The sequence below is a fragment of the Rhodococcus sp. NPDC056960 genome (genome assembly GCF_042674125.1).
Classification (GTDB): Bacteria; Actinomycetota; Actinomycetes; order Mycobacteriales; family Mycobacteriaceae; genus Rhodococcus_F.
On the sequence record NZ_JBHURF010000003.1, the window covers coordinates 134538 to 156898 of the forward strand.

Annotated in this window: 20 protein-coding genes; 8 read left to right on the forward strand and 12 right to left on the reverse strand. The window is 68.3% G+C overall.

What is annotated here, in order from left to right:
- Positions 1 to 11: 11 nt before the first annotated feature.
- From ACFTWF_RS05845 to ACFTWF_RS05860, 4 genes are all read right to left on the reverse strand, one after another.
- Complete coding sequence (locus tag ACFTWF_RS05845; protein ID WP_378460326.1) at positions 12 to 3293, reverse strand: protein kinase; 3282 nt, start codon at positions 3291 to 3293, stop codon at positions 12 to 14.
- A 138-nt stretch (positions 3294 to 3431) separates the two neighbouring features.
- Entirely contained in the window at positions 3432 to 4010 is a 579-nt protein-coding gene (locus ACFTWF_RS05850) for a cytochrome b (protein ID WP_378460327.1), read from the reverse strand.
- Entirely contained in the window at positions 4000 to 5082 is a 1083-nt protein-coding gene (locus tag ACFTWF_RS05855) for a catalase family peroxidase (RefSeq protein ID WP_378460328.1), read from the reverse strand. The genes ACFTWF_RS05850 and ACFTWF_RS05855 overlap by 11 nt, the downstream gene beginning before the upstream one ends.
- Positions 5075 to 5536 (reverse strand): hypothetical protein, encoded by a 462-nt coding sequence (locus ACFTWF_RS05860; protein WP_378460329.1) that lies wholly within the window; start codon positions 5534 to 5536, stop codon positions 5075 to 5077. The genes ACFTWF_RS05855 and ACFTWF_RS05860 overlap by 8 nt, the downstream gene beginning before the upstream one ends.
- Positions 5537 to 5766: 230 nt before the next feature.
- Between ACFTWF_RS05860 and ACFTWF_RS05865 the strand changes: the two genes are divergently transcribed.
- Positions 5767 to 6312: a sigma-70 family RNA polymerase sigma factor gene (locus tag ACFTWF_RS05865; RefSeq protein WP_378460330.1), complete on the forward strand. Its 546-nt coding sequence runs from the start codon at positions 5767 to 5769 to the stop codon at positions 6310 to 6312.
- On the forward strand, positions 6302 to 6967 hold the full coding sequence (locus tag ACFTWF_RS05870) for an anti-sigma factor family protein (protein ID WP_378460331.1): 666 nt from the start codon (positions 6302 to 6304) through the stop codon (positions 6965 to 6967). The genes ACFTWF_RS05865 and ACFTWF_RS05870 overlap by 11 nt, the downstream gene beginning before the upstream one ends.
- Positions 6968 to 7020: 53 nt before the next feature.
- Here ACFTWF_RS05870 and ACFTWF_RS05875 read toward each other — a convergent pair whose 3' ends face one another.
- Together ACFTWF_RS05875 and ACFTWF_RS05880 are read right to left on the reverse strand one after the other, a co-directional pair.
- Entirely contained in the window at positions 7021 to 8286 is a 1266-nt protein-coding gene (locus ACFTWF_RS05875) for an amidohydrolase (protein WP_378460332.1), read from the reverse strand.
- A gap of 29 nt (positions 8287 to 8315) precedes the next feature.
- Positions 8316 to 9788, reverse strand: a complete 1473-nt coding sequence (locus tag ACFTWF_RS05880) for an MFS transporter (RefSeq protein WP_378460333.1) — start codon at positions 9786 to 9788, stop codon at positions 8316 to 8318.
- A gap of 141 nt (positions 9789 to 9929) precedes the next feature.
- Here ACFTWF_RS05880 and ACFTWF_RS05885 point away from each other — a divergent pair, with 141 nt between their 5' ends.
- The 4 genes from ACFTWF_RS05885 to ACFTWF_RS05900 all read left to right on the forward strand — a co-directional run bounded on the left by ACFTWF_RS05885 (position 9930) and on the right by ACFTWF_RS05900 (position 13199).
- Entirely contained in the window at positions 9930 to 10934 is a 1005-nt protein-coding gene (locus ACFTWF_RS05885; protein ID WP_378460334.1) for an Lrp/AsnC family transcriptional regulator, read from the forward strand.
- A gap of 96 nt (positions 10935 to 11030) precedes the next feature.
- Positions 11031 to 12083 carry a TIGR03617 family F420-dependent LLM class oxidoreductase gene (locus ACFTWF_RS05890; protein ID WP_378460335.1) on the forward strand — a complete coding sequence of 351 codons (1053 nt, stop codon included), beginning with the start codon at positions 11031 to 11033 and terminating at the stop codon, positions 12081 to 12083.
- Positions 12080 to 12748, forward strand: coding sequence for a nitroreductase (locus ACFTWF_RS05895; protein WP_378460336.1), 669 nt, complete (start codon positions 12080 to 12082; stop codon positions 12746 to 12748). Before ACFTWF_RS05890 ends, ACFTWF_RS05895 begins: the two co-directional genes overlap by 4 nt.
- An 88-nt stretch (positions 12749 to 12836) precedes the next feature.
- On the forward strand, positions 12837 to 13199 hold the full coding sequence (locus ACFTWF_RS05900) for a transposase (protein ID WP_378460337.1): 363 nt from the start codon (positions 12837 to 12839) through the stop codon (positions 13197 to 13199).
- On the opposite strand, the gene ACFTWF_RS05905 is transcribed toward ACFTWF_RS05900, so the two are convergent.
- From ACFTWF_RS05905 to ACFTWF_RS05925, 5 genes are all read right to left on the reverse strand, one after another.
- Positions 13132 to 13905 (reverse strand): hypothetical protein, encoded by a 774-nt coding sequence (locus ACFTWF_RS05905; RefSeq protein WP_378460338.1) that lies wholly within the window; start codon positions 13903 to 13905, stop codon positions 13132 to 13134. The genes ACFTWF_RS05900 and ACFTWF_RS05905 overlap by 68 nt on opposite strands.
- Before the next feature lie 168 nt (positions 13906 to 14073).
- Positions 14074 to 14883 carry an MBL fold metallo-hydrolase gene (locus tag ACFTWF_RS05910; protein ID WP_378460339.1) on the reverse strand — a complete coding sequence of 270 codons (810 nt, stop codon included), beginning with the start codon at positions 14881 to 14883 and terminating at the stop codon, positions 14074 to 14076.
- Positions 14883 to 16439, reverse strand: a complete 1557-nt coding sequence (locus tag ACFTWF_RS05915; protein WP_378460340.1) for a zinc-binding dehydrogenase — start codon at positions 16437 to 16439, stop codon at positions 14883 to 14885. Before ACFTWF_RS05915 ends, ACFTWF_RS05910 begins: the two co-directional genes overlap by 1 nt.
- Before the next feature lie 25 nt (positions 16440 to 16464).
- A complete protein-coding gene (locus tag ACFTWF_RS05920; RefSeq protein WP_378460341.1) occupies positions 16465 to 17025 on the reverse strand; it encodes an ester cyclase in 561 nt (186 codons plus the stop codon).
- Positions 17026 to 17049: 24 nt separating this feature from the next.
- Entirely contained in the window at positions 17050 to 18147 is a 1098-nt protein-coding gene (locus tag ACFTWF_RS05925) for a hypothetical protein (RefSeq protein ID WP_378460342.1), read from the reverse strand.
- A gap of 94 nt (positions 18148 to 18241) precedes the next feature.
- Between ACFTWF_RS05925 and ACFTWF_RS05930 the strand changes: the two genes are divergently transcribed.
- The gene (locus tag ACFTWF_RS05930; RefSeq protein ID WP_378460343.1) at positions 18242 to 18961 is read left to right on the forward strand and encodes a TetR/AcrR family transcriptional regulator C-terminal domain-containing protein; all 720 of its coding nucleotides are present in this window, start codon (positions 18242 to 18244) and stop codon (positions 18959 to 18961) included.
- A gap of 57 nt (positions 18962 to 19018) precedes the next feature.
- Positions 19019 to 21439: an ATP-dependent Clp protease ATP-binding subunit gene (locus ACFTWF_RS05935; protein WP_378460344.1), complete on the forward strand. Its 2421-nt coding sequence runs from the start codon at positions 19019 to 19021 to the stop codon at positions 21437 to 21439.
- 266 nt (positions 21440 to 21705) lie between these two features.
- Here the strand turns inward: ACFTWF_RS05935 and ACFTWF_RS05940 are convergent, their stop codons facing one another.
- Positions 21706 to 22173 (reverse strand): DIP1984 family protein, encoded by a 468-nt coding sequence (locus tag ACFTWF_RS05940; protein ID WP_378460345.1) that lies wholly within the window; start codon positions 22171 to 22173, stop codon positions 21706 to 21708.
- Positions 22174 to 22361: the final 188 nt, after the last annotated feature.

Consider the following 22361-nt stretch of genomic DNA (forward strand, 5'->3'; position numbering starts at 1 on the left):
TGTGGGTGGTCTCAGTCCTCGGGCTTCCGTGCGACCCATGCCGCGATCTGGGCCCGAGACGAGAATCCGAGTTTCGCGAGAACGTGCTCGACGTGGCCCTGCGCGGTGCGCTGGGAGATCACGAGTCGGGCGGCGATCGCCTTGTTGGTGAGACCCTGCGCGACGAGGCCGGCGACCTGGCGTTCCCGCTTGGTCAGCGCCGTCGAGGGATCGGTACGCGAGGGCCCCGCGGGTGGATGTTCGCCGAGTGCAAACGCGGCGGCGGCGCCGAAACCCAGTGCCTCGCCTTCGCGGGAGGCCGCGGCGAATGCCCGGGGACCGAGTGAGCGGCGCGTGACGCGCTCGCAGTCCTTGTGAGAGTCGGTCAGGTCCGGGATCTGCACGACGGAGGTACCCACTTTTCGCCGGAGCACCTCGGCGGCTGCCATCAGGACGGCGGCGCGGTGAAAATGGTTCTCGCGGGCCGAGATCCAGGCGAGGATTTCGAGGCACCAGGTCGCTCCGAACGGGTCGTCGACCGCACGGGCCAGCTCGAGACCCTTTCGCAGCAGTTGCACTGCGCGGTCACGGTCACCCTCTCGCCACATCACCAGCCCGAGGGTCAGGGACGAGCGCCCCAGATACACGGATTCACCACGTGATTCGGTCGTCCGGATCGCCTCTTCGAGACAGGCGGTGGCGTCCTCGGTGTGCCCGAGTATCTCGTGCGCCAATCCGAGCGCATGCAAGGCCGTGACGTAGGCAAGGAGGTTGCCCGAGCCGCGCAATACCTCGAGGGCCTCGGTAAACAGGCCTACGGCGCGCTGCGGGTTGCCGCTGTGCAGGGCGTGCGCTGCGTCCGCGTGACGCATGAGTGCGCGATCGAGTGCATTTCCCCGGTTCTCGGCGAGCACTCGCCCTTCATCGTTCAGTGCAGCAGCCCGGTCCAGGTCTTCGTTTCGGCTGGCGAGGAGACTGGCCGAATACAGTCCCTTGACCCGGAGTGCGGTGTCCTGTCGGTCGTCGGACTCCAGCGCCCGGTCGAGCCGGCGGCGTCCCTCGCGGAGCAGCCCGCGGGAGAGCCAGAACGGAAACAGAGCGGTGGCGGTCTCCAGACCCGCCTCGGCCGAGTCGGCGGCCGCAGACAGGCCGAAATCCATCGCTTCGCGCAGATTGGGTTGCTCACGCTCGAGTCGGGTGAGCCAGGTGACCTGCCGGTAACCGATCCATTCGGACTCGGCCGCGAGGGCCAGTTGCCGGTACCAGTTGTGATGTCGCCGCCGGAGGTCCAAGGCGGTACCGGCCTGTTCGAGCTTGTCCCGGCCGTAGTCGCGCAGCGTTTCGAGCATTCGGAAACGCACCATCGCCCCCGATTCCTCGCGAATGAGGATCGACTTGTCCACCAGCGACGAGATGAGGTCGAGGCGACCGGCTGGTTCGGCGTCGTACAGGCACACGTTCTCGGCTGCGTCGAGTTCGAAGCTGCCGGCGAAGACGGACAGCCGGGCCCACAGTTGCTGCTCGGCCGGAAGGCACAGCTCGTAACTCCAGTCGATGCTCCACCGCAACGTCTGCTGACGGGTCGGCGCACGGCGGTTCCCACGGGTCAGCAGCTCGTACCGATCGGTCAACCGCTGCAGGATCTGTTCCGGCGACATCGCGCGCAGTCTCGCCGCCGCCAATTCGATGGCCAGGGGCAGACCGTCCAACCGGATGCAGATCCGGGCCACGGTGGCGGCGTTGCCCTCGGTGACCTCGAAGCCGGGCACCGTCGTGGCGGCCCGTTCGGTGAACAACGTCACCGCGTCGTAACTGGGGAGGCCTTTCAGCGTCGGTTCCTCGTCGGATTCCGGAACTGTCAGGGGGCGCACTCGGAGGGCGGCTTCCCCTGCGACGTCCAGGGTTTCGCGACTCGTTGCCAGAATCCGCAGGCCGGGACAGGCACGCAGGAGTGCCTCCGTCAGGTCTGCCGCCGCATCCACCACCTGTTCACAGTTGTCGAGCACCAACAGCATGTCCCGCGTCTGCAGAAACTCCACCAGGGTCTGCAGAGATCTCGGTGAGCGCTGCCGCAGCCCCAGCCCGGCCGCCACGACTTCGCCCAGCAAGGATCCGTCGCGCAGCTCACCCAGTTCGACCAGCCGAACTCCGTCGGCGAAGACACGACGGATGCTGATCGCCACCCGGAGCGCCAACCGGGTCTTGCCGACACCGCCGATTCCGGTCAAGGTGACCAGCCGTGACGCCGAGAGCATCTTCTTGGTCTCGGCGAGCTCTTTCCGCCTGCCGACGAAGCTCGTCAGGTCCAGGGGGAGGGCCCCGTCGGTACGGGACCCCGGGGGCGACGAGGGCCCGGACTCATCGGTGGGTGATCGCTCTGTCGGGTGCCGTGGTTCGCGCTCCGCGTCGGAGTCCGAGCGCAGCGCCATCTCGTCGACCGGGACACCGCGGCGAAGCTGGATCTCCCGCAGGGCCTCGCCCAGCATTGCCGCGGACGGGCGTCCCCGCGAGTCTCGCGACATCGCCTGCTCCACCACGGCTGCGATGTCGGCTTCGATTCCGGATTCACGCAGGTCCGGGACCGGTTGCGTGGTGATCCGCACGAATTGGGCCACCACCTGTTCACCGCTGTGGCGTTCGAATGCCGCATGTCCGGTCAGCGCGGCGAACAGCGTCGCCCCGAGTCCGTACACGTCCGAGGCCGGACTGGGCGGGTCTCCACCGAGGACCTCCGGGGCGATGAACGCGGGCGATCCGGTGAACGTTCCGGCGGCGGTCTGGAAACCGCCCGTGATGTGTGCGATGCCGAAGTCCGTCAGCGCCGGTTCGCCGTAGTCGGTGAGCAGGATGTTGCCGGGTGTGACATCGCGGTGCACGATCCCGAACCGGTGCGCCGTCTCGAGTGCGCCGGCCATCTTCACCCCCAGCCGCAGCGCCTCCGTCGCCGTGAGCGGACCGTGCCGTCGAATCCGCGCATCCAGGGAATCCCGAGGGTGATACGGCATGACCAGGAAGGGACGCTCGCTCTCGGTGAGGCCGACCGCGAGCACACTCACGACGTTCGGGTGCCCGGTCAGCCGGCCCATCGCCCGCTGCTCCCGAAGGAATCGGGCCCGGTTCTCCTCGTCGAGGTCGCCGAGGAGAACCTTCACGGCCACCGTACGGTCCAGAGCGGACTGGGTGCAGCGGTACACCACCCCGAAGCCTCCGCGCCCGATCTCCCGGGCGTCATCGAACCCGGCCGCGCGCAGTTCGTCCGTCGTCGCGGTGTCGGTACCTCGTTGTGTGCGGTTCGGATCGCCGTCGGTCGCCAACGCGCTATCCGTCCCTGTGCCGCCCGGGAACCCCTGGTGTCATCCGCCTACCTCTCGACGACGCCTTCCCAGACTATCGCCGGTCCGGAGGTGTGCGCAGGCCCGCGCATCGACCGGCATTGCACGTCATCCGCGACCTCACTCCACTCTGATCCTGTTGTCACTCTCGCTTCGTCTGCGCCACAATGCCATCCGGTCGAGTGTTCGGTCGCGCAGGGCCAGGGTGTGGAAGACGACCGCGCACATGTGGGCGGTGAAGGCGGCGAACAGCAGGTAGGCGAGAGCGGTGTGGGACTGTCGGAGCAGGGCGTACAGGACGGGATCGTGGGGGGCGATCCCGGGGAGGTGTAGCCACCCGTAGGGGGCGATCGGATATCCGCCTGCCGACAGCATGGCCCATCCGGTGAGCGGCTGGATCAGCAGCAGTGCGTAGAGCAGGTATTCCGACGCCGTCGCCACGCGACGTTCGAGCGGTCGCATGGTGACGGGGAACGGCGGCGGCGTGTGGCGGAGCCGGTTCCCGATCCGGATGACGACGAGGACGAGGACCGCGAAGCCGAGCGGCATGTGCACGGTCCGCAACAGATGGTAGGCGTCGAGTGAGGCCACCATGGCGACGCCGAGGAACAGTTGGGCGATGACCATCACCGCCATGCCCCAGTGCAGCAACCGTGAGGTGAGCGCGAACCGCGCAGGGGTGGTCGGGTCAGCGTTCATCGGGCACCTCCGCCGCGTCGACGGCACTGGGCTGTTTTGCTTCGCCGGATCGGCGGGTGAAGGATTCGGTGTATACCGCCGACCGCGCGCTGAGCAGTGGGTCATCGCATGGCGCAATGCCTTCGGGGAGGACGAGTGGGTCGAACGTGATGTCTCGGGCGGTGCCCGGGCCTTCCGTCTGGAGTGCGTCGAGGGTCAGGGTGCCGACGTCGAGAGTGTCCCGGCTCTCCGGCCACGGGGTGGTGGCGTCGTCGGTGGGGTCTTCCGGCTGCCCGATCGTGAGCAGCATCCGCCAGTGCAGCGGGCCCGACGCGATCGTGTCGGCGAGCGCGTCGAAGAGATAGTTCGGAGCCGCCGCGGGTTCGGAGCGCCGGATGGTCTGCAGGGGCAGTAGTTTCCATCGCACCGCGACCACCGCTCCGGCGGCGTCGGTGCAGTGGAAAGCGTTGAGGCCGTGAAACGTACTGTCCTCGAACCCCGCGGTGTGGGGGTGCCGGCGAATGACCTCCATCGCCGCGGCGGTCTCCGGGTGGCGGGCGAGGAACGCGCTCATCCTGTCCGGGTCGGGTTTGCCGGTGGCGGGGTCCTTGTTCGAGGCGAGCAGTCGTTCGTAGAAGCCGTCGGGTGTCCGGTCGGGGAACACCGGGATGTCGACCATGGCGGTGCGCCACTGTTCGCCCTTCGGCAGGTCGAACAGCAATCCCAGGCCGCGGACGGTGTCGCTCGCGTCGGCGCCGTGTGGCAGTCCGCCGGACAGGGAGAACCGGCCGGTGACGGGAACCCGGCCGGGCCGGAAGACACTCGCCGTGGAGATCGCCGACCCTGCCCCGTTCGCCGTGAAGTATCCGGTGGCGGCAATTCCCTTCGCGTGGTTGCGCCGGAACCCGTCGTGACGGCCGTACACGTCCTCGAAACCGTCCGTGAAGCGGGAGGGTGTCAGGGTGTCGGAGGTCAGCGCGCCGCCGGCGCCGAGGAACCCGGCGACGTCCACCGCGGCGATCGCGCCGACCGCGGCGAGACCGAGCAGGACGCTGCGGCGACCGAGTGCCGACCGCTGTGCGTCGTCACCCATGGGCGGTGTCGACCTTCACCACGTGCCAGGTGCCCTTGACGCCGTCGCCGCTGGTCTGACCGGGCGCGGTGTCCTTCGCGAACCGGTACAGGGGGTGACCGGCATAGGTCGCCTGCTCGGCGCCGTCCGGCCGCGTCGTGGTGCCCACACTGCCGGGGAGCGGGACGCCTGCGGAGGGCGTCCCCAGCGCCGGAGGCCAGATGTCGGCGCACGGCCCGGTGCATCCGATGGTGGTGGGGGTGTCTTCGTCGAAGAGATACAGGGTGAAACCGTCTCCGTCGGTGAGCACCGTGCCGATCGGGGTCTCGCGGACGGCCAGCTCGTAGTCGGCCGCGGATGCCTCCCCGGTGGGCTGGGGTGCTTCCGTCGGTGCTCCCGAATGGGTTCCGCACCCCGTCATCAGCATGATCGCGGTACCGGCGCCCGCCACCGCAAGGATCGCTTTCGTCGTCATCTTCGGAGATCTCCGTCCGTTGTTCGTTTGTGCGTGCCGGCCGTGACCGGTCGGCACAGGGAAGTACGAGGCGTCGGTGCTTCGCGTTCACCCGCGGCAGCGGTTCCCGCATCGGGGCCGGTGACAGAATCGGCGGTGAACGCGGCGGCGCTCCCGTCCGTATTCCCCGGTAGCGTCGGGCGGTCGACGCTGTGACCGGCGTGTGAGGAGGTGAGGTCGTGCGGCTACGCATGGCGCGCAGAGGTGCGGAGAAGTCCGCGGGCGACTTGGACGACGACTCGGTGCTGCGGGCCGCGTACGACGACCACGGCGGGGAACTGTTCGCCCTCGCCTACCGCTCACTCGGTGACCGGGGCCGCGCCGAAGAAGCGGTGCAGGAGACGTTTCTCCGTGCCTGGCGAGGCGCCGACCGGTACGACCCGGAGCGATCCACACTGCGCACCTGGTTGTACGCGATCTGCCGCAATGTGGTGATCGACGCGTCCCGGGCCCGGGCGTCCCGGCCGCAGGTGGTCGGCTCCGAGCTACCGGACCTCCCCGTCGACGAACGGCCCCTCGAACAACTCCTGGTGGGGTTGCAGGTGGAGGAGGCGCTCCAGCGGCTGTCCGAGCAGCACCGCGTGGTACTCGTCGAGGTTCACCTTCGCGACCGGTCCACCGCCGAGGTGGCGGCGCAACTCGGGGTCCCGGTGGGCACGGTGCGCAGCCGCGTGTACTACGGGCTCAAGGCACTCGGTCTCGTACTGGAAGAAATGGGGTGGCACCATGACCAGTGATCGCTGCCAGCGGATGCGCACCTTGCTGGGGATGTATGTGCTCGGGCGGCTCGGCGACACGGAGACCGCGGCGCTGCTCGCCCACCTGGACGGGTGCCGCGCCTGCCGCGCCGAGCTGAGGGAGCTGACCCCGGTGGCCGCGGCGCTGGGCCAGGCCGACCCGGATCGTCTCGGCGAACCGGCGCCCACACCGCCGCCGACGTTGCCCGACACGATCTTCGCGGGCATCGACCGCGAGCGCGGCCGGCGGCGCTACCGCCGGGTCGCAGCCCTGGCCGGGGCCGCAGTGGTCGCCCTCGGGCTACTCACCGGAGGGTTCTTCCTCCGGGGCCTCGTCCCGGCCGGCAATCCCGGGCAGCAGGTGTCGTTCACCGTCAATTCCGCCGGGGTGGTGGCCTCCGCCGAGGTCGAGAACCGCGCGTGGGGAACGGGAATCAGCCTCGACGTCACCGGGCTCCCGCAGGGGGAGCGGTACAACGTCTGGTTGCAGCGACCCGACGGCAGTCGCATGAACGCGGGAAGTTTCATCGCAGGTGGAGACCGGAAGATGTCGATGCAACTCGCGGTGGGGCTCCCGATGTCGGACGCGACGATGCTCGGTGTCAGCGCTCCCGGCGACGACCGCCCGCTCCTCGCGGCGAACCTGCCGACGTGAGGGTCCGGGACTCGAGTCCCGGACCCTCACGGTCGAGTAGAAGCAGGATCGGCCTACGCGTACGCCCGCCGGCGGGTGGCGCCGGGCGCTCGTGTGCGCTGCTGTTCGAGGACGGCGGCTCGCGCCTCGTCGTCGGTGGCGAGGTCGACGATCGCCGCGGCCAGGGCGTAAGCCCCGTCGACGAGGGCGTCGTCGGCGGCCGGCGAGGCGGCGTCCGCCGCGAATGCCGCCGTGTGCGGCGCGGCCGTGGACCCCATCACCCCGATCATCGGGTGGATCGACGGGACCGCCTGGGACACGTTGCCCATGTCGGTCGATCCGCCGCCGAGTGCGGTGCCGCCCCGGGGTGGCATCACCCGGCCCCGATGCTCGAGCGCGGCGTCGAAGCGGTCGGCGAGGAACGGGTGCTGGACGAGGGGTTCGTAGATCGGGTCCACCGGGGTGACCGCGTACGTGCAGCCGGTGGCCGTGGCGGCGCCGTCGACGCAGGCGAGCACCTTCTTCTTCAGGTCGGCGGTCTCCGCGAGGTCGAACGATCGCACCTCCGCCTCCACGACCGCCGACGCCGGGATGATGTTCGAGACGTCGCCGCCGGACAGGGTGACGGCGCTGACGCGCACGGTGTCGGGCAGATGCTGCCGCAGCAGTCCCACCGACACTTGCATCACCGTCGCCGCGTCGCCCGCATTGATTCCGACGGTCGGTGCGGCCGCCGCGTGCGATGCCCGTCCGGTGAACTCGACCCGGAACCGGTCGCGGGACTGCGACGTGCTGCCCGCGGTGGGCACGACCACGCCGGGGCCGGGGTGGACCATCAACGACACCGTCGCGTCCTCCCAGGCGCCCGCCTCGAGCATGTGGGCCTTGCCCGCGCCCTTCTCCTCGGCGGGGGTTCCGAGCAGCTTGACCCGGATGCCGAGTTCGTCCGCCACTCGGGACAGCGCGATCGCCGCCCCGGCGCCGGCGGTCGCGATGATGTTGTGACCGCACGCGTGTCCGATGCCGGGGAGTGCGTCGTACTCGGCGCACACCACGACCGTCAGCTCACCGCTGCCGTACACCGCCTCGAGGGCGGTGTCCTGGCCCCAGACGCCCACCGTCACCGCGAACCCGGCGTCGCGGAGCAGGTCGGCGACGAGCGCCGCCGAGCGGTGTTCCTCGAACGCGAGTTCCGGGTGGGCGTGCAGATCGTGGCTCGTGGCGACGAGCCGGTCACGCCACTCGAGGACGGTGTCCTCGACGCGTCGCTTCAGCTCCTCCGCTGCCCAGAGCGGGCCGCCGGGGACGTCGATGTCGCCGGTCGATGCAATGTCGGTCATGAACTTTCCTTTTCTCCAGGGGTTGTGAACTAGGCTTCGGCGGCCACAGCCGGGACGGTGGGTGTCTCACGGTCGGCGGCCGGGCCGCGGGTCACCACCGCGAGGCCGGCGACGGCGAGCGAGAGGATCCCGCAGATCACCCACACCGCTTGGTATCCCGCCTCACTCGTGATCACCGACCCGCCGTCGAGCGTCGCCGTGAATCCGGACATCACGGCGGAGAAGCTGGCCCCGGCGATGGCGCCGGCCACCGTGCGGGCACTGTTGTAGAGGCCCGACGCGATGCCGACCGAGTCCCGCGGCGCCCGCGCCACCACCACGTTGGGCAGGGCGGCGATGATGATGCCGTTGCCGAGGCCCGACACCACGAGCCACGCGAGCACGCTGACGGTGTCCGAGTGCAGCACGGTCAGCAGGGCGTAACCCAGTGCCGCGGTGAGGGCGCCGACGATGACGGCCGTGACGTCGCCGACCCGCGCGCCGAGCCGCGGTCCGACGAACGTGCCTGCGAAGGCCGCGATCGACGCGAACACGAGGACCAGCCCGATCATCGAAGACGTCAGGCCGAGCCCGAATCCGGCCGCCGCCGGGTCGGTGCCGACGAAGAGGGCGATCGGGGTCTGGCTGCCGAACAGCTGGGCGCCGAACAGGGCCGCGAGCAGGATCGGCAGGCCGACACCCGCGCGGCCGGAGAGCATCGCGAAATCGACCAGCGGCGAGGCCACCCGCCGCTCGACCACCACCCAGAGGGCGAGCAGCGCAGCGCCGAGCAGGAGCCCGCCCAGCACCGGCCCCGACGACCACCCGAACCGGTTGCCCGTGCTGATCGCGAACAACGCGAACGCCAAACCCGCACCGAGGAGGATCGCGCCGGCCCAGTCGAGGCGTCCGGTGGTCCGGGCCGTCGTCTCCGGCACGAAGAAGATCACCACTACCAGCGCGAGCGCCATGAGCGCCGCCGGAACGAGAAGTAGCACAGTCAGAGTCAGGAACGACGCGAGGATCCCGGACAGGACGACGCCAACGCTCGCGCCGAGGGTGAGCCCGCCGACGAGCAATCCGATCGCCTTCCCCGACTGCTCCCCGGCGCGTTCACGCACGATCGCGAATTCGAGCGGGAGAAACGCCGCGAGTGCGCCGGTGATCGCCCGGCCCAGGATGAAGACGCCGAACGTGGGGGCCAGCGCCGACACGACGCTGCCGACCGTGACCATCGCCGTCGCGACGACGAGCATCCTCTTGTGCCCGTACCGGTCGCCCATCTTGGCGAGCACCGGCACCAGGACCGCGGTCGCGAGCAGGTAACTCGTCTGCACCCAGTTCAGGTCGGCGGGGCCGACGGAGTACTTCTCGCCGATCGCGGAGAGTACCGGGTTGAACCAGGCCTGAAGGAAACCGCTGGACAGTTCCATGGCGAAGAGGAATCCGACGAAACCGGCCGCGGCGCCGAGGCGCCGGTCGGGACCGGACCCGGTGGGAATGGGGGATCGGAGTGCTCCCATGTATGACCTCCAAGGTGGCGGGTCGCCGGAAGGGGCGACATGACAATATGAGCGAAACGACCGAATCGATGCGTCCGAGTGTTGGGTGAGTGAGTTTCTGCGCTGTAAATGCGCAGATTCTGTACCTGAGGAGCCACTGTTATGCAGGAAAAGACGCCCACAGAGGACGAACTTCGGCTTATTCACGCTCTGCAGGTGTGGCCGCGGGCCCCGTGGTCGCAACTCGGCCCGATCCTCGACGCCGACCCGGTCACCCTCGCGCGGCGATGGTCCGGACTGACCGAGCGAGGGATGGCCTGGGTGACGGCGCAGCCGCCGATGTTCGAGACGGCTCGCGGCGCGATCGTCGAGGTCGAGTGCGTCGCGGGGTCGATCGACGCCGTGATCGCCGAGATGTCCCAGGACAGTGAGTGCATGTCCATCGACGTCGCCTCGGGCGGGCGCGACCTGATCCTCACCGTCGGCTGTCAGAACCCGACCGCGTTCAACCGGTATGTCGTGTCCCGGATTCCGGGCATCCCCGACGTCCGCACCGTCCGCACGCACCCGATCGTCACCGCGATCTCCGGGGCCTCCCAGTGGCGTCTGCGTGCCCTCGACGCCGAGGAGGCGAACGCGATCGACGCGGCCCGGCACCGCGACGCCGCCCGGCTCTCCGCGATGTTCGCTCGTCCGCCCGTCGCCGAGCGCGACATCGTCTCCATCCTGTCCCACGACGGTCGCTCGACCACGCGGACGGTCGCGGAGGCGCTGGGTACGTCCACCCGGCGTGCGCGCGAACGTCTCGGCGCGACACTCGCTTCCGGAGCGCTGGAACTCCGCACGGACATGCCGCGCTGGGCCTCGGGATATCCGGTCTGCGCGTGGTACTTCCTGCGCGTGCCCGCCGCCCAGATGGTCCGGGTCGGCGCCAACCTCAGCGGGCTGCCCGCAGTCCGGACGGTGTTGTCGGTGGCCGGGCCCGCCAACCTGCTCGTCTCCGTATGGCTCCGCGAGCTGTCCGACGTCGAGGGCCTCGAGGCCGTCGTCGAGCAGAAGCTGCCCGCGGTCAGCATCCTCGACCGGTGCCTCGTCCTCGGCGTCCGCAAACGCATGGGCCGCGTGTTCGACGAGGACGAACTGCCGATGCAGATCGTGCCGTGGTAGGCGCTCCGCCCGAAACGGTGCCCTTGAATTCTACTTAGCGATCGCTATACTCCGACTATCGAGACGGCCGGGAGGTCGTGACCCGCAGGAGTGCGCATGAAAGTAGTTCTACCGCTGTCTTCGCCGACGGGTGCGCTCGCCGACGTCGCGGACATGGCACGAGAGGCCGAGGCGAGCGGATTCGACGGCGTCTCGTTCAGTGAGGTCGTCTCGGATCCCATCCTGCATCTGACGATTGCGGCAGGGGTGACTACGCGCGTCGACCTGCTGACCAACATCGTCGTGGCCTTCGCCCGGACGCCGATGACCCTCGCGGTGCAGGGCCGCGCCCTGCAGGACTACAGCGGCGGCCGGCTGTCGCTCGGCCTCGGCAGCCAGATCAAGCCGCACATCGAGAAGCGGTTCTCGATGCCGTGGAGCGCACCCGCCCCGCGGATGGCCGAGTTCGTCTCCGCGATGCGAGCCATCTGGGAGTCGTGGGCCACCGGTGAGAAGCTGGACTTCCGTGGCGACTTCTACACGCACACTCTGATGACCCCCATGTTCACGCCGCCGACCGAACAGCCGGCGCCGGAAGTGCTTCTCGCCGCCGTCGGCGAGAAGATGACCGAGACCGCGGGCCGCGTCGCCGACGGAATCCTGTTGCATCCCTTCACCACCGACCGCTATGTGCGCGAGGTGACGCTCCCCGCCCTGGCGCGCGGGCGTCGTGCACCGGGGGCGCCGGAGGGCGACCCCGAGATCATCGCGTCCGGATTCCTCGTCACCGGGCACACGGACGAGGAACTGGCTACTTCGAAGACAGCGGTACGACGGCAGATCGCGTTCTACGGTTCGACACCCGCTTACCGGCCGGTCCTCGATCTGCACGGCCTGGGCGATCTCGGCGACGAACTCAACCGGCTGTCGAAGACGTCGGACGACAACAAGTGGGCCACCATGGGCACTCTCATCGACGACGAGATTCTCGGGCTCTTCGCGGTCGAGGGCGCCCCCGCCGAGGCGGCGAAGGCGCTCTACGACCGCTCCGGTGACGTCGCGACCCGCTACACCATCAACAACGTCGGCGTCCGCACCCCGGAACTGCAACGCGAGGTCGCGAAGTTTCTGCAGGCCAATCGTCCCCACATCGAAGGAGCGTCCTCGTGAACGTGTACGACGCGGTGCGGTCACGGCGCTCTGTTCGCCAGTTCACCCATCGACCAGTGGACCGCGCCGTCCTCGAACGCGTCCTCGACGCCGCGACCCGTGCACCTTCCGGCGGCAACGTGCAGCCGTGGCACACCTACGTCGTCTCGGGCGCCTCGCGGGATCGGCTCGTCGAGAAGGTGGCTGCGCGCCTCGCCGCCGGCGATGCCGGCGACGTCCCGCAGTACCCGATCTATCCCGAGGGCCTGAAGTCGCCGTATCGCGAACGGCGCTTCGCGGCCGGTGAGCAACTCTATGCGGCACTCGGGATTGCGCGCGAAGACCGCGGGGCGCGCCGAAACCGGTTCTCCCGCAATTGGGAGTTCTTCGGAGCACCCGTGGGGCTGTTCTGCTACGTCGACCGCGACATGGGCTCGGCGCAGTGGGCCGACCTCGGGATGTACCTGCAGACGATCATGCTGCTGCTGCGTGCCGAGGGGTTGGCATCCTGCGCTCAGGAGGCATGGTCGGTGTACCACGAGACCGTCGACGAGACCGTTCAGCCGTCCGATGGGTTGATGTTGTTCTGCGGCATGGCCATCGGCTACGCCGATACTGATGCGGCCGACTCGGGTCTGATCATCGACCGCGCACCGCTGGCTGAGACAGTGCGCTTCCTCGACTGAATCCCAGCGTGGAACAAGCGCGTATCGGAGCGCTGTTACGGCAGCTGGAACTCTCGGCGACGAACTCACCACCGCAGACCGCGAGTTGGTGATCGAGGCGCTCGCCGATCCGGTGGTGCGCCGCTTGATGACCGTCCCCGGAGTCGATGCGGTGGTCGGCCTGTCGGTGGTTGCCGCTGTCGGTGATTTCGTGCGGTTCGCCTCGGCCGAGAAATTGGTGGCCTACCTCGGTCTGCATCCGAAGATCCGGCAGTCCGGAAATCAGCCCGCCAGTCACGGTCACATCACCAAGTCCGGTCGTGCGCAGACCCGCGGCATGCTGGTCGACGCGGCGTGGGTTGCCTCCCGCGCCCCGGGACCGTTGCGGGCGTTCTCCAAGCGCATCAAAGCACGGCGAGGACGGTCAGCCCTGACCGCGGCTCCGGGCCGCCACGCCGCTGCTCCGAACTGACTGCGGATAAGGCGTAATGAACTGTCCTGCTGAATGAGGTGGAGACTTGACGATTACATCGGTCGAACAGATGACCCATCGGATCTCGGGTAGAGGCTCGGTGGATCTGGGCCGGGCCCGCCCATCGTTCCGGATCACCCAGAGCCCCTGCATAATTACCGATACGTGCCGGTCCCCATCCGGGCACCGACATCAGCGTCGCGAATGGGCTGGCCGGGATCAGTTCCGCGATTCGTGCTGTCGCTCCGGTAATCTGTGTTTCCAAGTCGGTCAACAGGATCCGATCCCTGGCGATCACCTGTCGCGCCAGCGCTGCATGGGGAGTCGGTAAGGCATCGGCGGCGGCTGCGACCAGACGCTCCGCGCGTGGGTGTTCGAGCCGCAATCCGTGGTCGGCGGCGAAAGCGATCAACCCTTTGGTCCCGAGTTTTGTCAGATGCGTCGGATCGGTGAATTCGGCGATGACCAGAGGGCCGATCCCGGTGCCGAACAGGTCCGAGATGACGGTGCCGACTCCGGGGAATGCGCGGTCGAGTTGGGTGGTCAGCTGGATCATCGTGGCGGTGTGCGTCAGGACGCGGCGGGACCGGTGGGCGGACCAGGCACTGAGCTCGGCGCACACGGCGCTGCGACTGATCACCGGGATGCCCTGTCCTGCCAGCAGCAGTTCGGTGAGGGCGTCGAGGTCGATCGCGTCGGTCTTCACCCGGCGCCGACACAGTAAGCCGACAGCAGAACCAGCCGGCTTGCGCCGGCGTCGCGCATGGCGGTGCTGATCAGCGGCAGTAGGCCACGGCGTGGTGACCGCGGTCGATCGCCTGGTCGATGATATGGAGTCCGGTGCCACCGGTGGCACCGATCAGTACCAGTTTCATCAGGAGTGTTCCTCTCGGTTGCGTCGCTGGGCTTCGCGCAGCAAGAACGGGTCGTGGGAGTTGACGAGCACCAGGTCCGGTTCGGCCGCGGTCCACAGTTCGGTGAGTCGTTGATGGTTGGCTTGCACGGTGGCCCAGTCGTGGGCGATGACGCGTTCCATCGCGAGCAGCGCCCTGGGTGCTGTGGTGGTGCCGTCGATCTGCCCGTGGTGGTAGAAGGAGTCGCCGACGTGGAGGATCCACCTGTCGCCCGTGTCGACGGCGACCGCTGCGTGGCCGCGGCTGTGTCCGGGCAGGTTGATCAGGACGATGCCGGGGGCGATCTCGGCGAGTTCCCTGGCGCCGGGGAAACCGCGCCACGTTTCCGACTCGGACGGGGTGTGCTCGACGAGTAGGGGGTTGTGGTCTCGCTCGCCGGGTAGGTACCGCTGCTGCTCCGTCAGGCCGCGGGGGTGCAGCGCGGCGAACGCTTCGGCGGCGGTCAAATGAATACGTGCCCAGGGGAAGTCGGCCAGGCCACCGACGTGATCGGCGTCGAAGTGGGTGAGCACCACATGCCGCACGTCCTCGGGTTCGAATCCGAGGCGCAGGATCTGGCGGATGGCGGTCTCGTCGGGATCGTAGGCGGGCCGGACGTAGAACCGTGCGGGGCCGAACCGCTTCGCCCGGTCGTGAAGATCGCGCAGACCGAGGCCGGAGTCGACCAGCACGAGCCCGGCGTCGGTTTCCAGAAGCAGCACATGACACACCAGGCCGTCCGGCGTTGCGGGCGGTCTCATGGTGCCGCAGTTGAGGTGGTGAATCCGCATCAGCGGGCCGCGAGCATTGCGGGGTCGATGACCTGCACCGGGTGGGTGCCGTCCCAGTTCCTCGCGGCGAGCTCGACGTAGTCGAAGAGCTGCGCCTTGGCGCCGCCGAGGTCCGAGATCTCGATGCAGGTGCCGGGGTGGTGCTCGGTCTTCAGGTAGGCGAACCGCCCGGTGGGGCCGCCGAGTTGTCCTTCCTGGCCGACTGTGAATCCGGCGGCGAGCGCCCGGTCGTACAGGTCCTGGTAGTCGGTGGACCAGTAGGCGAAATGCTGCAGGCCTTCGTGGCCGGCGTCGAGGAAGTCCCGGTACATCGACGGTTCGTCGTTGACGGGGGTGATGATCTCGATCTGCATGGTGCCGCTGTTGGCGACCGCGACGTCCATCGCCATCCCGGAGGGCTTGCCGTTGTACGTGAAGTTCTCGGGTTGCACGTTGCGCAGCAGGAACCAGGGCCCGATGCCGCACTTGACGAAACCGTCGATGGAGGCGTCGATGTCGCGGACGACGTATCCGAGCTGGGTGATGCTGCCGAAGAAGTTGGCGATCGGTGCCCGGTGGGCGGGCTCGTCGGCGGGTCCGTCTGCGAAGGAGAGCAGGATCTTGCCGAGCGCCTCGTTGGAGCGCAGTCGGTCGGCGGCGTCGATCGCCCGGTCGAACGGGAAGATCTTGTCGATGCGGGGGCGGATCTTGCCGTCGGCGAGTGCGGGGAGGACGGCCGCGTGCAGTGCTCCGCAGACGTCGCCGAGTTCGTCGGGGGTGCGCACGCTGAACGTGGTGCCGATCAGCCGCTGTCGCCGGAACGCCAATTGGTCGAGGTCGAGGCTGGTTCCGGGTCCGGCGAGGCGGCCGATGTTGACGATGGCACCGCCGACCCGGGTAGCGGCGGGTAGGTGGGAGAAGAGGTCACCGCCGATGTGGTCGAGGGTGACGTCGGCACCGCGGCCGTCTGTCGCCGCGAGTACGGCGGTGGCCAGGTCCTCGGTGGAGGTGTCGACCGTGACGTCGGCGCCGGCCTCGATCATGGCCGGCCGCTTGTCCGCGCTGGTGGTGGTCGCGACGACGGTAGCCGCGCCGAGTGCTTTGGCCAGCGCGATCGCGACCAGTCCGATGGACGTCGTGCCACCGACGATCAGGACGCTGTCGCCGGAGGTGAATCCGGCTTGGGCGAGCGCATCGTTCTCGGTGGCCAACGCCACGGGCAGGGTGGCGGCTTCCTCGAAGGACAGGCCGTCGGGCATCGGCAGGACCATGCGTGGGTCGCACAGCGCGTAGTCGGCGAACGCGCCCATGGTCACGCCCATGACCCGGGTGCCGACCGGGAAGTGCGGCGCCAGTGGGCTCGAGGTCTCGACGACACCGGCGAACTCCATGCCGGCCGGGTAGACGTCGCCGGTCTTCAGGTTCGGGCTGTAGGTGCCCTCGAGCATGTAGAGGTCGGCACGGTTGAGGGCCGCGGCCATGACCCGTACGCGCAGGGCGCCGAGTTTCATGGCAGGTATTTCGGTGTCGTCCTTGGCAACCCAGTCCGGTCCGAGGCCGCCGATGAGTGCGCGCATGATGAATCTCCTTGTCGGACGAGGGTCAGTGGGACAGGTCGGGGGCGGTGGTGTCGAGCAGGCGTGGGTCGGGTTCGTCGCCCGCCATGGCCAGCAACCCGACGACGGCGCGGCCGAGCGTGAGCAGGTCGCGCGGATTCTTCTTGTCGAGGCTGCCGAGCAATTGCGAGAGGATCGTGAGTTGGTCGAAGTAGATTCGTTCGGTGACGAGGTTCTCGTTCTCGTCGAAGACGAAGTAGGCGGTCATCCGGGTGCGATGCCGGCCGCCGGTCGGCGGGATCTTGCCGAGCGGGCCGAGATGAGTTCCCATGAGCCAGAATTCGACGATCACCGCATCCGCGCTGTGGCGCAGGGCGATGATCTCGTGGTCCTGGTCGGGGAATGCGACCCGGGTGTCGCTGTAGTACCCGCGTACGGGGCCGTCGCCGTCGTGGACGGTCATGCTCGCGATGAGTTCGTAATGCGGGTGCGGGAAGGTGTCGAGTACGTCGTCCCAGTCCTGGCGGACTTCGTCGTGAAAGTGGTCGAGCACGAGCTTCTCCCGTGCACGAAGGACGTCTTCGGTGGGGATGGTGTGGCGCGACATCGCGGCCTCCTCGGGGTGTGGCGCTCAGGACTGATGGGTGATGGCGTGGTGGCTGAAGGTGGGCTTGGTGCCGGGGTTGGTCCACATCGGGGTCAGCTCGCTGGACGGGAAGAACTGCAGGAAGCGGGAATCGGTCTGGCTGCGGTCGACGATCGACTTCTCCAGGACGATGGAGTTGTACTGGTCGGCCGTGGTCTCGATCGTGTTGGCGTTCAGCACGACTTCCTGCTGCCACGAGGACGACCACCGGGCCAGACCCGGCAGCGCGGAGTGCTCGGGCGTGAGGCACTCGGCCGCAATGACGTTTTCACTGCTCACCCAGATCCCGGTCGAGGTGTTGAGCGCCAGGCTCTGGTTCCCGAAGACGTGCCCGGGTGTCTTGATCATCGCGACCCCGGGGCCCAGCACCACCGAGCCGTCGATCGGCAGGAACGCCTCCGGGGGCACGTCGCGGTAGGTCTCGGCCTGGTACCAGGGAGTCTGCAGGGGGTGCAGGTCCGACATTGCGGACAGCTCGTCCCGCTGCACGATCACCTTCGCGTTCGGGAAGGTCGGGGCCGGCTGCTCGCCGAGATCGGGCTGGTACGTCGTCGTCCCCACCCAGCGTCGCAGATCCTGGGTGTGCAGATGATCGAAGACGATGTAGTCGACCTCGTCCGGCGTGATCCGCAGTCGTGCGAGGTGGTCGAGCACCGTGCCGTGCTCGATCACCATTCGCTTGGCGATGGGCGCCGGCGTGCGCCGGGTGAGTTCGGCGAAGTACGGCGTATTGCGGCCGAGTCCCACGTCGCTCGGTTCGAAGAGCAGCACCCGCGGGCGGCCGTCGCTTTCGTTCCACCGGATCACCAGCATCCGGTTGGTGATGGAAAGGAACGGTGCGATCGCCCGCGATGCCCGGAACAGTCCGAATCGCGTCGGGTAGGGCAGGGTGACCAGGTCGCAGGTGTCGACGCGCCGCGGCACTCCCGTGCCGGCGAACTCGCGGCGGAAGTCCGCGCCGCGCGTCCGTAGGTCGCGTAGCCGGGCTCCGGGTCCGCCCTCGATCGTGCGATCGAGCACCTCGACAGCATCTCCGACACCGGTCAGGTCGACGAGGTCGTCGGTACTCCATTGCAACACCATGATGGTTCCTCTCGCTCCAAAAACCCATGCTGTGGGTTTCATCCATTTACCCACGACGTGGATTTAAAAGTCAAGGGATGCGAGGATGGAGTTCATGAGCCCAGCGATACGACCGGAGACTCGCCGCGGCCGGCCGCCGGCCGGTCAATCGACCCTGTCTCGGCAGGCGATCCTCGAGGCCGCGATGGCGGTCGTCGACGACCAGGGCGTCGAGGCGGTCAGCATGCGCACGGTGGCGCGGGTGCTCGGGGTCGATCCCAAGAGTCTCTACAACCACGTCGAGAACAAGGATGCGCTGCTCGACGGCCTGGCCGAGTTGGTTCTGTCCCGCATGGTGATTCCGGATGCGAGCGGAGATCTGCGCAAAGACGTCACCGCCATGGCCCGTGCGTTCCGCAGCGCTGCTCTCGCCGAGCACCCGCGCGCGGCGAGGCTCGTGCTGACGCGTCCGGTGGAATCACTCATCACGCTCAACCCGTTGGAGGTGGCGCTCGCCGCGTTTCTGCGGGCAGGGGCATCGCCCGAGGTTGCCGTGCACTGCCTTCGTACCGTGCTCGCGTTCATCACGGGCACGCTGCTGCGCGAGGCGGAAGCGGCGTTCACTCTCGCGCTGGGCGATCCGGGTAGGGCTACGGAGCGACAGCAAGCACTCGAGGAGGTCGAACTGCCGAGCGTGCGTGCCGCGGCGTCGCACCTCGCCGTCTGCGACCACGAGCAGGAGTTCGACTTCGGTCTCGGACTCCTCATCGATGCCTTCGACAGTCGACTCGCGCCTCCTGTGACCGCACTCACATCTGAGGGCGACGGGAATTGATCGGAGGGTTGGCACGTTAGTTGAGTCAATAACGCTCAACTAGTAGGAGGCTGAGGAATGCCAGCATTCTTCGGGCCGGAGGGCCCAGGTCGCATCGACATCAGTCGGCTCATGAGTCGCTCCACCCAGGAGCTCATGGCGGCTGCTGCACGTTTCGCCGCGGGTCGCGGCGATTCGGACCTCGATGCACTCCACGTCCTGCGTGTCATGGCAGAACACGACCCCGTCAAAACCCTGATGCAACGCGCAGGCGCCGACCCGTCGGCCGTCTCCGACGCCGTCGAATTGCGTCTCCCGCAGAGCCGGGACACGTCCGGGTTCGCGGCACCCGCGCTGAGCGGTGCGCTCAAGACCGCGCTGCTCGAGGCACACCAACTGGCACGCGCCCTCGGTTCCACCTACATCGACCCGGAGCATCTGTTCCTGGCGCTGGCCGCCGATCAGGATCATGCCGGCGGACGCCTGCTCGCCTCGGAGGGCATCACCCCCGAGCGTCTGCAGACCGCCGTGCAGGGCGGAACGGTCGAGGAGTCCGCGGACTCCGACACCCCCACGCTCGACAAATACGGCTTCGACCTCACCGAACGCGCACGCGGCGGCGGAGTCGATCCGGTGATCGGGCGTGCCGGCGAGATCGAGCAGACCATCGAGATACTGTCGCGCCGCACCAAGAACAACCCCGTCCTCGTCGGTGAGGCCGGCGTCGGCAAGACGGCGATCGTCGAGGGCCTCGCCCAGCGCATCGTCGACGGCGACGTTCCCGACCGCCTGATGGGCAAGCGGATCGTCCAGCTCGACCTGCCGAGCATGGTGTCGGGCACCCGGTACCGCGGCGACTTCGAGGAACGCCTGAACAACGCGATCGACGAGATCTCCGCGCACAAGGACGAGCTGATCGTCTTCATCGACGAGGTGCACTCCATCGCCGGTGCCGGAGCGGGAGCGGACGGCGCCATGGACGCGGGCAACATCCTCAAGCCGAAACTCGCCCGCGGTGAGCTGCACATCGTGGGCGCCACCACGCTCGACGAATACCGCAAGCACATCGAGAAGGATCCGGCGCTCGAACGCCGCTTCCAGCCGGTGACCGTCGCGGAGCCGAGTGTCCCGGATGCGGTGGCGATCCTGTCCGGTCTGCGTGACCGGTACGAGGAGCACCACGGTGTCCGCTACACCGACGAGGCGATCTCCGCTGCCGTCGAACTGTCGGCCCGCTACATCGGCGACCGCTTCCTGCCGGACAAGGCGATCGACCTGATCGATCAGGCCGGCGCCCGGTTGCGGCTGCGGATGCCGAGCGTCGACGTCGAGGCACTGCGGGCGACACTCGCGGAACTCGAGGAGTCCAAGGAGCGGGCCGTCGCGGACGAGGAATACGAGAAGGCGTCGTCGCTGCGCGACCAGATCGTGGGCGTCCAGACCCGGATCGACGGCAAGGCGGACGCGTCCGATTCCGCACCCGAGGTGACCGCCGAGCACATCGCCGAGGTCGTGTCGCGGGCCACCGGCATCCCGGCCAGCCGGATGACCGAGGAGGAGAAGGAACGACTCCGCCGACTCGAGGACGAACTGCACCGTCGCGTCGTCGGTCAGGACGACGCCGTGCGGGCCATCGCCCGGGCGGTGCGCCGCAGCCGCACCGGCATGAACGATCCGGACCGTCCCGTGGGCAGCTTCCTGTTCCTCGGACCGACCGGCGTCGGGAAGACCGAGCTGGCGAAGGCGCTGGCCGCCACGCTGTTCGGTGACGAGAACAAGATGCTGCGGCTCGACATGAGCGAGTTCGGGGAACGGCACACCGTCAGCCGGCTCGTCGGTGCCCCTCCCGGCTACGTCGGATACGGGGAGGCGGGACAGCTCACCGAGCAGGTCCGCCGTAACCCGTATTCGGTGATCCTCCTCGACGAGATCGAGAAGGCGCACCCCGACGTGTTCAACACGCTGCTGCAGGTGCTCGACGACGGCCGGCTCACCGACGGCCAGGGCCGGACGGTGGACTTCAAGAACACGGTCCTGATCATGACCAGCAACCTGGGATCCGACATCATCTCCAGCAAGTCGGGTGCGCTCGGCTTCAGCACCGGTGACGCGGAGGCTTCGGAGAAGCCGCTGCGGGACCGGGTGATGGGCCGGCTGCGCGAGTCGATGCGTCCGGAGTTCCTGAACCGCATCGACGAGATCGTGATCTTCCGCAAGCTCGACACCGATCAGCTGCACCGGATCACCGACCTGCTGCTGGACGACAGCCGGAAGCGACTGCAGTCCAAGGGCATCGAGATCTCGTTCAGCGACGCCGCGGTCGACTGGATCGCCGAGCACGGGCACCAGCCCGAGTTCGGGGCGCGCCCGCTGCGCCGGTCGATCCAGCGGGCCGTCGACGATCGGATCGCCGATCTGCTGCTCGACGACGTCCTCGTCGAGGGTGGCAGTGTCGCGGTCGGAGTGTCCGACGACGAGTTGGATCTCGTCGTCGGCTGACACCCCAGGTGAGTGGCAAAGTGTGCTCCTGCACGCTTTGCCACTCACCTGTCTGGGTAGGCCCCTTACCCGCCCTCGCCGTTCCGGATCAGCACCCGGTGATGAGCTGTGCGCCGTGCACCGTCACCTGTGCGGTGTGCGGGGCTGCACTGTGAACCGGGTGTGTGCCCGGGGTGCGCTGCCCTCCGCGCAGGAGAAGTGGCCGGATTACCGCCGACCGCGGTGCGTGCTCGCCTCCGGAACGGGTACCGACTACCCAGCGGACGTCAGTCGAGCAATTCGACGTCCCAATTCTCCTTCTGCACTTGTAAATCGATCTCCCGGATCTGCCGGGCGAGCTCGTCGGCCCGCCGTCGCAGATCCCGGACGGGCAACGCCGCGACGAAGACGAGTTCGGAGCGGAGCTGGCGGCCGTAGCGGTCCTGCTCGCGGCCCGACGCGGCATCCGCGGCGGCGGAGACGACCCGGTGCCGGACCCGCAGCATGTCCCGGCGGGCCAGCGCGTCGGTGATGCTCGCATCGCCCAGGGGTGCAGCGGTATTCGTCCGATTGATCCTCCGGATGAGGACCTCCATGCGGTCCAGGACCTCCTCGAGTTCGAGGAGTAGCGACGCCGCGTCCTCCGCCGGCGACTCGCCTTCCTGATGCCGCGCATTCGTGAGGATGCGCGACTTCAGGTGCTCCACCCGGCGCGTCAGATCGCCGCGCTCGGCCAGGGCCTCAGCCAATTTCATGGGAATCTCCTTTCTCGAAGTCGTTGTCGGGCATCGTAAATGGCGGAGATGGATTGCGGCACCGCGGAGGTGCGGTGTGAAGCGCGTCGAACGCGCGGGTGAATTCCCCGAACCGTCGTGTCGGAGAGAGATCTCGGTGGGCGCTCATGCGCCTTTCGTCGAGTCGAATTCGAGCATCTTCAATAACT

What these genes read in the sequence shown, in the direction of transcription:
- ACFTWF_RS05925 (WP_378460342.1), bottom strand. Translation starts at nt 18,147, where the DNA reads ATGGTGTTGCAATGGAGTACCGACGACCTCGTCGACCTGACCGGTGTC.
- ACFTWF_RS05880 (WP_378460333.1), bottom strand. Translation starts at nt 9,788, where the DNA reads ATGGGAGCACTCCGATCCCCCATTCCCACCGGGTCCGGTCCCGACCGG.
- ACFTWF_RS05920 (WP_378460341.1), bottom strand. Translation starts at nt 17,025, where the DNA reads ATGTCGCGCCACACCATCCCCACCGAAGACGTCCTTCGTGCACGGGAG.
- ACFTWF_RS05850 (WP_378460327.1), bottom strand. Translation starts at nt 4,010, where the DNA reads ATGAACGCTGACCCGACCACCCCTGCGCGGTTCGCGCTCACCTCACGG.
- ACFTWF_RS05855 (WP_378460328.1), bottom strand. Translation starts at nt 5,082, where the DNA reads ATGGGTGACGACGCACAGCGGTCGGCACTCGGTCGCCGCAGCGTCCTG.
- ACFTWF_RS05885 (WP_378460334.1), top strand. Translation starts at nt 9,930, where the DNA reads ATGCAGGAAAAGACGCCCACAGAGGACGAACTTCGGCTTATTCACGCT.
- ACFTWF_RS05930 (WP_378460343.1), top strand. Translation starts at nt 18,242, where the DNA reads ATGAGCCCAGCGATACGACCGGAGACTCGCCGCGGCCGGCCGCCGGCC.
- ACFTWF_RS05935 (WP_378460344.1), top strand. Translation starts at nt 19,019, where the DNA reads ATGCCAGCATTCTTCGGGCCGGAGGGCCCAGGTCGCATCGACATCAGT.
- ACFTWF_RS05865 (WP_378460330.1), top strand. Translation starts at nt 5,767, where the DNA reads ATGGCGCGCAGAGGTGCGGAGAAGTCCGCGGGCGACTTGGACGACGAC.
- ACFTWF_RS05870 (WP_378460331.1), top strand. Translation starts at nt 6,302, where the DNA reads ATGACCAGTGATCGCTGCCAGCGGATGCGCACCTTGCTGGGGATGTAT.
- ACFTWF_RS05940 (WP_378460345.1), bottom strand. Translation starts at nt 22,173, where the DNA reads ATGAAATTGGCTGAGGCCCTGGCCGAGCGCGGCGATCTGACGCGCCGG.
- ACFTWF_RS05875 (WP_378460332.1), bottom strand. Translation starts at nt 8,286, where the DNA reads ATGACCGACATTGCATCGACCGGCGACATCGACGTCCCCGGCGGCCCG.
- ACFTWF_RS05860 (WP_378460329.1), bottom strand. Translation starts at nt 5,536, where the DNA reads ATGACGACGAAAGCGATCCTTGCGGTGGCGGGCGCCGGTACCGCGATC.
- ACFTWF_RS05890 (WP_378460335.1), top strand. Translation starts at nt 11,031, where the DNA reads ATGAAAGTAGTTCTACCGCTGTCTTCGCCGACGGGTGCGCTCGCCGAC.
- ACFTWF_RS05915 (WP_378460340.1), bottom strand. Translation starts at nt 16,439, where the DNA reads ATGCGCGCACTCATCGGCGGCCTCGGACCGGACTGGGTTGCCAAGGAC.
- ACFTWF_RS05910 (WP_378460339.1), bottom strand. Translation starts at nt 14,883, where the DNA reads ATGCGGATTCACCACCTCAACTGCGGCACCATGAGACCGCCCGCAACG.